The sequence below is a fragment of the Curtobacterium sp. B18 genome, from assembly GCF_000333375.1.
Classification (GTDB): Bacteria; Actinomycetota; Actinomycetes; order Actinomycetales; family Microbacteriaceae; genus Curtobacterium.
In genome coordinates this window covers 1-5,424 of sequence record NZ_BACZ01000148.1, presented here as the reverse complement: position 1 = coordinate 5,424, position 5,424 = coordinate 1, and the positions used below count along the sequence as shown (strand labels likewise).

Annotated in this window: 4 protein-coding genes and 2 pseudogenes; 2 read left to right on the top strand and 4 right to left on the bottom strand. The window is 73.8% G+C overall.

Features of this window, described 5'->3' with window-relative positions; all coding sequences use genetic code 11:
- Positions 1 to 526, bottom strand: a 526-nt coding sequence (gene ligD / locus I5E_RS04100; protein WP_022905873.1) for a non-homologous end-joining DNA ligase LigD, incomplete at its 3' end; no start/stop codon positions are given.
- A gap of 184 nt (positions 527 to 710) precedes the next feature.
- Here ligD and I5E_RS04095 point away from each other — a divergent pair.
- Complete coding sequence (locus I5E_RS04095; RefSeq protein WP_022905872.1) at positions 711 to 1,547, top strand: DUF429 domain-containing protein; 837 nt, start codon at positions 711 to 713, stop codon at positions 1,545 to 1,547.
- A 99-nt stretch (positions 1,548 to 1,646) separates the two neighbouring features.
- Positions 1,647 to 2,663, top strand: a pseudogene (locus I5E_RS26865) (glycosyltransferase); the annotation flags it as partial.
- Between the two features lie 152 nt (positions 2,664 to 2,815).
- Here I5E_RS26865 and I5E_RS04080 read toward each other — a convergent pair.
- The 3 genes and pseudogenes from I5E_RS04080 to I5E_RS04070 form a co-directional block, all read right to left on the bottom strand.
- A pseudogene (locus I5E_RS04080) lies at positions 2,816 to 4,270 on the bottom strand (ATP-binding cassette domain-containing protein); the annotation flags it as partial.
- Positions 4,270 to 5,163 (bottom strand): ABC transporter permease, encoded by an 894-nt coding sequence (locus tag I5E_RS04075; protein ID WP_022905868.1) that lies wholly within the window; start codon positions 5,161 to 5,163, stop codon positions 4,270 to 4,272. The gene I5E_RS04075 and the pseudogene I5E_RS04080, both read right to left, overlap by 1 nt.
- On the bottom strand, positions 5,160 to 5,424 hold a 265-nt coding region (locus I5E_RS04070), incomplete at its 5' end, for an ABC transporter permease subunit (RefSeq protein WP_187290451.1). The genes I5E_RS04070 and I5E_RS04075, both read right to left, overlap by 4 nt.

Below are 5,424 nucleotides of genomic sequence, written 5' to 3'. Positions count from 1 at the left end.
CGCTCGTCTTGATCCACGCCGTCAGCCCGACCTCGTCGAGCACCTTCCGCAGCTCGTGGGCGACCGGGACGGTGTCGTGGAAGTCGGTGCCGGGCTGCGGGTCGAGGTCGATGCGGAGCTGGTCCGGGTGGTCGGCGTCCTCCGCACGGGAGGCCCACGGGTGGAAGACCACCGTGTTCATCTGCGCCGCCCAGACCGCGACGGCCGGCTCGTCCACCACGAGCTGCGGGTGCTGTCGACCGCTCGGGTAGGTGACCGTGACCGCGCGGACGTAGTCGGGGGCACCCTTCGGCGGGTTCTTCGAGAAGAAGTGCTCGCCGTCAACGCCGCCCGGGAACCGCTGCAACGAGATCGGACGGTCGCCGTTCGCCCGGACGAACGCGGCACCGACGGCGACGAGGTACTCCGCCAGGTCGAGCTTCGTGATCCCGGCGTCGGGCCAGAGCACGCGGGCGGGGCTGCTGATCCGGACCTCCCGATCGCCGTCGGGCCACGGGACCGTCAGCGTGGTCGCTTCGCTCGCCATGCAGCGGACCGTACACGGGCGGGCCCGCGCCCGGCCCCAGCCGCGCCCCTGCCGTCCTCGCCCGCCCGCCCGCCTCGCCGAGCGGGCAGAATACGTCCCGCTCGACGCGCGGGAGCGGCATCTTCCGCCCGCTCGGCGGACCGCGCGCGGCACGTCGCGCCCGCTCGGCGTGCACGATGGACGGGTGAACGCGTACCTCGGGGTCGACCTGGCGTGGGGCCTCGGCACCGCGACCCGCGCACCGAACGAGACCGGGCTCGTCGCGATGGACGCCGGCGGCCGGGTGACCGACGCAGACTGGGCCCGGGGCGTCGACGCCGTCACCGACTGGATCGCCGCACACCTCGGCGAGCGCTCCCTCATCGCCGTGGACGCCTCGCTCGTCGTGACGAACCCGACGGGCATCCGCGAGGCCGAACGGCAGGTCGGCCAGCGCTACGGCCGGTGGAAGGTCGCGGCGAACCCGACGAACCTCGCATCCGCGGCGAGCGCCGGAGCCCGACTCCTCGAGCGACTGACGGCCCTGGGCGTCGGGTACGTGTCGTCGACGGCGGCGATGCGGGAGCGGACGGGGCCGGCGATGTTCGAGTGCTACCCGTACACGACGCTCGTCGGCGTCGAGGAGCTCGGCTACGACATCGAGCGGCCGCGCTACAAGCGGCTCGACCTCACGGTCCCGCCGGCGACGGCCCGGGCTCGGCGGGCGGCGGCGTTCGACGAACTCGTGCGCCGGCTTCGCGAGGCGCCGCTGGAGCCACCGCTTCGGCTCGACACGCATCCACTGACCCGGGCGCTGGCGGACTCCTCCGGGATCCACGGGCCGACGCACAAGCACCGGGAGGACCTGCTCGACGGCGCACTGTGCGCCTGGACGGCCGCGTTCTGGGAGCGGCACGGCGACGAGCGGGTGCAGGTCCTGGGAGGCGATCCGCGCCTCCCGTCCGACGCCCTGGACGAGGCGGGCCGACGGCCCGTCGTGGTGGCACCCGCGCGCCCGTCGCAGCGGCCGGCGCGCGGCTAGGCTTACGCGGTGAGCACCACCACCGAACCCCTGCGCATCGGGCTGGTGTCGCTGCACACCTCCCCCGGCGACGAACCCGGCTCCGGCGAGGTCGGCGGCATGAACGTCGTCGTCCGCCACCAGGCCGAGGCGCTGGCCGACCGCGGCCACCACGTCGACATCATCACGCGGCGCTCGTCGCCGACGCAGCCGGACTCGGTCTCGCTCGTGCCGGGCGTCTGCCTGCGGTTCCTGTCGGCGGGGCCCGCCGAACCGGTGCCGAAGGGCGAGCACGACGCGTTCATCGAGCCGTTCCGCCACGAGCTCGAGCACCTCGGCCCGTACGACGTCCTCCACTCGCACCACTGGTTCTCCGGGGTGGCGGCGCTGCCCGTGGCCCGGGAGCGCGGCATCCCGCACGTGCAGTCCTTCCACTCGATCGCGGCCGAAAGCGACACACCGCTGTCCGAGGGCGAGCGGCCGGAGTCCGCGGGCCGGATGGCCGGCGAGCGCATGCTCTCGCAGGACTCGGACGCGGTCGTCGTCGTGTCCTCGGCCGAGGCCGACACGGTCCGGACGCGCCTCGGCGGCGCATCGGGTCACATCTGGATCGTGCCACCGGGGGTGGACGGATCGGTGTTCCGACCGTCGGCCGCCGGCGCCCGTCGCGCGGACGTCCCCTACGTGGTCGCCGCGGCGCGGGTGCAGCCGTTGAAGGGGCTGGACCTGGCGATCGAGGCGATCGCCGCCATCAGCCAGGAGGCGCGACCCACCCTCGTCATCGCCGGGGACGCCTCGAGCGAGGCGGGCGACTACGTGGACGAACTGCGTCGGCTCGCGGCCCGACTCGGCATCGCCGACCGCGTCACGTTCGTCGGTCCGCAGTCGCGGGCCGACCTGGCGATCCTGTTCCGCGGCGCGGCAGCCGTGCTGGTGCCGTCGCACTCCGAGACGTACGGTCTCGTCGCGCTCGAGGGCTCGGCGTCCGGGGTGCCGGTCGTGGCCGCCGCCGCCGGTGGACTCCGTGAGGCCGTGGTGGACGGCGAGACCGGGGTGGTGCTCGAGTCCCGCGATCCGGCTGTCTGGGCTGCGGAGACCGAGCGCATCCTGACCGACGCGTCGTACTCGGCCTCGCTCGCCGCCGCAGGCCGGGAACACGCCGAGCGGCTGAGCTGGGAGCGGTCCGCCGCCGGGCTCGAGGACGTGTACCGCCGGGTGCTGGGACGCTCGACGACGACCCGCTCGGCGAACTGCTGCACGACGGCGAGGTCGTGCGAGACGAACAGGCACGCGAAGCCGAGGTCGGCCTGCAGCTCGCGCAGCACCTCGAGCACCGTCTCCTGCACGCTCACGTCGAGGGCGCTGGTCGGTTCGTCGGCGACGAGCAGCCGCGGCGAGAGCACGAGCGCCCGGGCGAGCGACACGCGCTGCCGCTGGCCGCCGGAGAGTTCTCGGGGTGCCCGCGACGCCAGGGTGCGGGGCAGCCGGACGGCGTCGAGTACCTCGTCGATGCGCTTCCGCCGGTCGGCCCCGGACATGCCTCGCCGGTGCACCGCGAGCGGCTCGGCGATGCACTCCGCGACGGACATCCGCGCGTCGAGCGACGCCACCGGGTCCTGCAGCACGACGCCGATGCCGGACCGCAGCGCCCGGCGGTCGCGGCCGCGGGCCGTGCGCAGGTCGGAGCCGAACAGGTGCACGCTGCCGGACGTCGGCGTGACGAGACCGAGCGCGACCCGGGCCGCCGTGGACTTGCCCGAGCCGGACTCGCCGACCAGGCCGACGGTCTCGCCGGCGTGCACCGCGATGTCGATGCCCTGCAACGCGTGGACGGCGCGCGCCCCGCGCCCGAAGGTCACCGAGACGTCCCGCAGGTCGACCACCGGGGCCGCACCGTGCCTCCCGTCCGCCGCGTCGGGCGTGGCCGCCGCGGCCGTCGGGACCGGCCCGTCGACCGCCGCGACGGCGAGCCGCGGCACCGCGGCGAGCAGCCCCTTCGTGTAGTCGTGCTGCGGCCGGAGCAGGACGTCCTCGACGCTCCCGGTCTCGACGATCTCGCCCTGGAGCATCACCGCGACCCGGTCCGCGAAGTCCGCGACGACGCCCATGTTGTGGGTGACGAGCAGGACGCCCGTGCCGGTGTCCGCCGCCAGGCGACGGAGCAGCTCGAGGATCTCCGCCTGCACCGTGACGTCGAGCGCCGTCGTCGGCTCGTCCGCGATGAGGAGCTTCGGCGAGTTGGCGATCGCCATCGCGATCACCACGCGCTGCCGCTGCCCGCCGGACAGCTGGAAGGGGAACGCGCGCGCCCGCTGCTCCGGCGACGGGATCCCGACGCGGCCGAGGAGCTCGACGGCCCTGGCCGCGGCGTCGGCGGCGGAGACGTCACCGTGGTTCCGGACGACCTCGGCGATCTGCGCGCCGACCCGGGTGAGCGGGTCGAGGGCGGTCGCCGGCTCCTGGAAGACCATCGAGACGGTGTTCCCGCGCAGGGACCGCAGGGAGGGCTCAGGGGCGTCGACGATCTCGTGACCGTCGACGACGGCGCTCCCGGTGGCGGTGGCGTTGCCGGACAGCAGCCCCATCGCGGCGAGGGCGACGGTGGACTTGCCGGAACCGGACTCGCCGACGAGCGCGAGGGTCTCCCCGGGTTCGACGTGCAGCGAGACCCCGCGGACGGCGTCGACCGTGCCGGACTCCGTGCGGAAGGTGACCCCGAGGTCGGTGGTGGTCAGGATGGACATCAACGGCCCCTCACGTCGAAGGCGTCCCGGAGCCCGTCGCCCACGGCGTTGAACGCGCAGACGACCAGGATCACGGCGAGACCCGGCGGAACGATGAGCCACCAGCGTCCCGAGTACGCGGCGGTGAGTCCCGCCGACAGCATGCCACCCCAGTCCGTCGCCGGTGCCTGCACGCCGAGCCCGAGGTACGAGACGTAGGCGACGAGCAGGATCGCGTCGGCGACCTGGAACGTCGCGGCGACGACGATCGTCGACACGGAGTTCGGCAGCAGGTGACGGCCGATGGCGCGGGCGTGCGAACCGCCGATCGCCCGGAGGGTGAGGACGTAGTCACGGTTCTTCAGGGTGAGCGTCTCGGCCCGGATGAGGCGGGACGGCACGAGCCAGGACACGAGTCCGAGGATCACGATGAGCCCCCAGACGCCCGGGGTCGTGATCGCCGAGATGACGAGCAGGATGAAGAGGGCGGGGATCGCGATGCCGGCGTCGACGACACGCATCATCACGGCGTCGACCCAGCCGCCGACGTAGCCGGCGACCGAGCCCCAGAGCGTGCCGACCACGGTGGCGAGGACCCCGGCGGCGATCCCGACCATGAGCGACACCTTGCCGCCGAACATCAGGCGGCCGAGGACGTCGTGCCCGACGGCGTCGGTGCCGAGCAGGTGCGCGGCGCTCGGGGCGAGGTTCACCTGGTCGAGCTGGGTGTGGACCTGGTCGGTCGGGTACAGGAACGGGCCGACGAAGCAGAACAGCACGATGACGACGATGACCACGAGGCCGATGACGGCGAGGGTGTTGTGGCGGAAGCGGCGGACGGCGAGGCGCCACCCGGTCGCGGCGACGGTGACGGGGGCGCCCGGGGCTTCGGGTGCCAGCTGGACGGCGCTCATGCGCGGCTCGCCTTCACTCGGGGGTCGATGAGGGACTGCGCGACGTCGGCGAGCAGGGTGCCCACCACCGTCGCGATCGAGATGACGAGGACGCAGCCGAGGAGCGTCGGGTAGTCCGACGTCTGCGCGGCGTTCCAGAACAGCAGCCCCATGCCGGGGTAGTTGAACAGCTGCTCGGTGACGAGCGCCCCGCCGAACAGCACCGGCAGGTAGTAGCCGAGCATCGCGACCACCGGGGGAGCGAGTTCCGGAACACGGCCG